3 protein-coding genes are annotated in these 2,939 nt (G+C 68.9%); 1 reads left to right on the top strand and 2 read right to left on the bottom strand.

Annotated elements, in window-relative coordinates; translation table 11 throughout:
* Positions 1-665: SLC13 family permease (locus P409_RS30755; protein ID WP_274519188.1), on the bottom strand; the 665-nt coding region annotated here is incomplete at its 3' end.
* Between the two features lie 54 nt (positions 666-719).
* The gene (locus P409_RS30750; protein ID WP_034847423.1) at positions 720-1,397 is read right to left on the bottom strand and encodes a GntR family transcriptional regulator; all 678 of its coding nucleotides are present in this window, start codon (positions 1,395-1,397) and stop codon (positions 720-722) included.
* Between the two features lie 150 nt (positions 1,398-1,547).
* Here P409_RS30750 and mdcA point away from each other — a divergent pair.
* Positions 1,548-2,939, top strand: a 1,392-nt coding sequence (gene mdcA / locus P409_RS30745; protein WP_034847421.1) for a malonate decarboxylase subunit alpha, incomplete at its 3' end; no start/stop codon positions are given.

Genomic DNA, 2,939 nt, shown 5'->3' with positions numbered 1-2,939 from the left:
ACCGAGGCGCCGGCCGGCACGGCGTCGACCAGCCCCTCGAAATCCTCGGACGGGCGCCGCATCGGCAGGCGGTGGCCGCCGAACACGAAGAAGATCACCAGCGCCACCGCGGCGTTGAAGGCCAGGCTGGACAGGAACAGCACGATCTCGTCGCCCGGCAGCCCGGCGTTCTTCACCACCTGGTTGGTGATGCCGCCATAGATGCTGATCGGGGAGAAGCCGCCGCCCTGGGCGCCATGCACCACCATCAGCCCCATCAGCATCGGGTGGATCCGGTAGCGGGCGGCGAAGCGCAGCGCGATCGGCGCGATGATGGCGACCGCGCCGGGGCTGACCGCGCCGATGGCGGTGAGCACCGCGGACACCGCGAACATCACCCAGGGGATCACCGAGATGCGGCCGCCGACCAGGCGCACGGCGTAGTGCACCAGCCAGTCGACCGTGCCGTTGTTCTGGGCGATGGCGAAGAGATAGGTGATGCCGACCAGGGTGACGAACAGGTCGCCCGGGAAGCCGGCCAGGATCTGCGTGGCCGACATGCCGACGAAGACCTGGCCGACCAGGAAGGCCGCGGCGAAGCCGAGGGCGCCCATATTGATCGGCAGGGCGGTGGCGACGACGAACATCACCACCAGCCCGAGGATGGATGCGATCTGCGCGGACACGCGTTTCCCCTTTTCTTGTCATTCTGGTCTTGCGAAGCCCCGTTCCCGGAAGCGTCAGCCGGCCGGGTCCAGCGTCAGGAATCTCGCCAGGGCGCTGCCGGCGTTCAGCATGTGCTCGCGCATGGCGAAGGCGGCCTCGTCCGGGTCGCCGCGGGTCATCGCCCGCAGGATCCGGCCATGCTCGTCGCGCGAATGCACCAGGCGGTTGGGATAGCGCAGCTGGGTGCGCCGGAACGGCAGCAGCCGGGCGCGCAGCTGCAGCGCGTGCTCGACCAGGAAGCCGTTGTGGGTGGCCCGGTAGATGCCCTCGTGGAAGGCCAGGTTGAAGGCGTCGTAGCCGGCGATGTCGCCTGAGTCCAGCAGCGCCTCCGACTCCTCGTGCAGCTCGACCAGCGCGCCGCGCTCCAGCGCCGTCATCCGGTTGGTGGCCATGCGGGCGCACATCGCCTCGATCTCGGCCGTGACCTCGAACATCTCGGACAGGGTCTCGATCGTCATCGGCAGCACGACGATGCCGCGGCGGGGCCGGATCTCGACCAGCCCGGCGGCGGCCAGCTGGCGCACTGCGTCGCGCACCGGGGTGCGGGAAGCGCCGTAGGTCTCGGCCAGTTGCGCCTCGTCCAGCACCGTGCCGGGCGGCATGCGGCCGGTGGAGATCTCGTCGGTCAGCGCCAGGCGGATGCGTTCCGACAATGACGCGCGGTCGTCGGCGGGCGTATCCTGAAGGGCCAATTCCAGGCCTCCCCGTGCACGTTAATTGATTTTAACGACGATATCGTATCCCAACGCCTTGCCAAGCGCAATCTCTGTATTCATATTCCCGAGTACCGGCGGCATTCGTATACACTGAGCCGTCGATCCGACCCGCTGCGGAGACACACCATGGATCAGCCCTGGTCGACGCTGCCCGCCTGCAAGCAAAGGCGCCTGGAGCGTGCCGCCGCTTTCGCCGACGGCCCGATTCTCGATCCGGCCCGGATCGGCGACGCGCTGGCGGCGCTGATCGAGCCGGGCGACCGCGTGGCGCTGGAGGGCGACAACCAGAAGCAGGCCGACTTCCTGTCCCGCGCTTTGGCCGCCCTCGACCCAGCCGAGGTGCACGACCTGCACCTGCTGATCTCGACCCTCGGCCGGCCCGAGCATCTCGACCTGTTCGAGCGCGGCATCGCCCGCAAGGTCGACTTCTCCTTCGCCGGGCCGCAGAGCCTGCGGGTGGCGCAGCTGCTGGAGGACGGCAAGCTCGAGATCGGCGCGATCTACACCTATGTCGAGCTCTATGCCCGGATGTTCGTCGACCTGACGCCGCAGGTGGCGCTGGTCTGCGCCGAGAAGGCGGACCGGCACGGCAACCTCTACACCGGCGCCAACACCGAGGACACGCCGACCATCGTCGAGGCCACGGCCTTCCGCCACGGCGTGGTGGTGGCCCAGGTCAACGAGATCGTCGACGAGCTGCCGCGGGTCGACATCCCGGCCTCCTGGGTCGATTTCGTGGTCGAGGCCGACCGGCCCTTCGCGGTCGAGCCGCTGTTCACCCGCGACCCGCGCCATATCGGCGAGCTGCAGATCCTGATGGGGATGATGATCATCCGCGGGATCTACGAGCGGCACGGCGTCACCGCGCTGAACCACGGCATCGGCTTCGACACCGCGGCCGTCGAGCTGCTGCTGCCGACCTATGGCGAGAGCCTGGGGCTGAAGGGCAAGATCTGCCGCAACTGGGCGCTGAACCCGCATCCGACGCTGATCCCGGCGATCGAGAGCGGCTGGGTCGAGAGCATCCACTGCTTCGGCAGCGAGGTCGGGATGGAGGAGTATATCCGCGCCCGGCCGGACATCTTCTTCGTCGGCCGCGACGGCAGCCTGCGGTCGAACCGCGTGTTCTGCCAGCTGGCCGGGCAGTACGGCGTCGACCTGTTCATCGGGTCGACCCTGCAGATGGATGCGGACGGCAATTCCTCCACCGTCACGCTGGGCCGGCTGGCCGGCTTCGGCGGCGCGCCGAACATGGGCCACGACCCGCGCGGCCGCCGCCACGCCAGCGACGCCTGGCTGAGCCTGATGACCTCCAAGGCGCCGGTCGCCCGCGGCCGCAAGCTGGTGGTGCAGACGGTCGAGACCTTCAAGGCAGGCGGCGTGCCGGCCTTCGTCGACACCCTCGACGCGGTCGAGGTCGGCCGCAACAGCGGCATGCCGGTGGCCCCGGTGATGATCTATGGCGACGACGTCTCCCATGTCGTGACCGAGGAGGGCATCGCCTATCTCTACAAGGCC

The organism is Inquilinus limosus MP06, assembly GCF_000767795.1.
Taxonomy (GTDB): Bacteria; Pseudomonadota; Alphaproteobacteria; order DSM-16000; family Inquilinaceae; genus Inquilinus; species Inquilinus limosus_E.
This window is presented reverse-complemented; position numbering and strand designations above follow the sequence as displayed.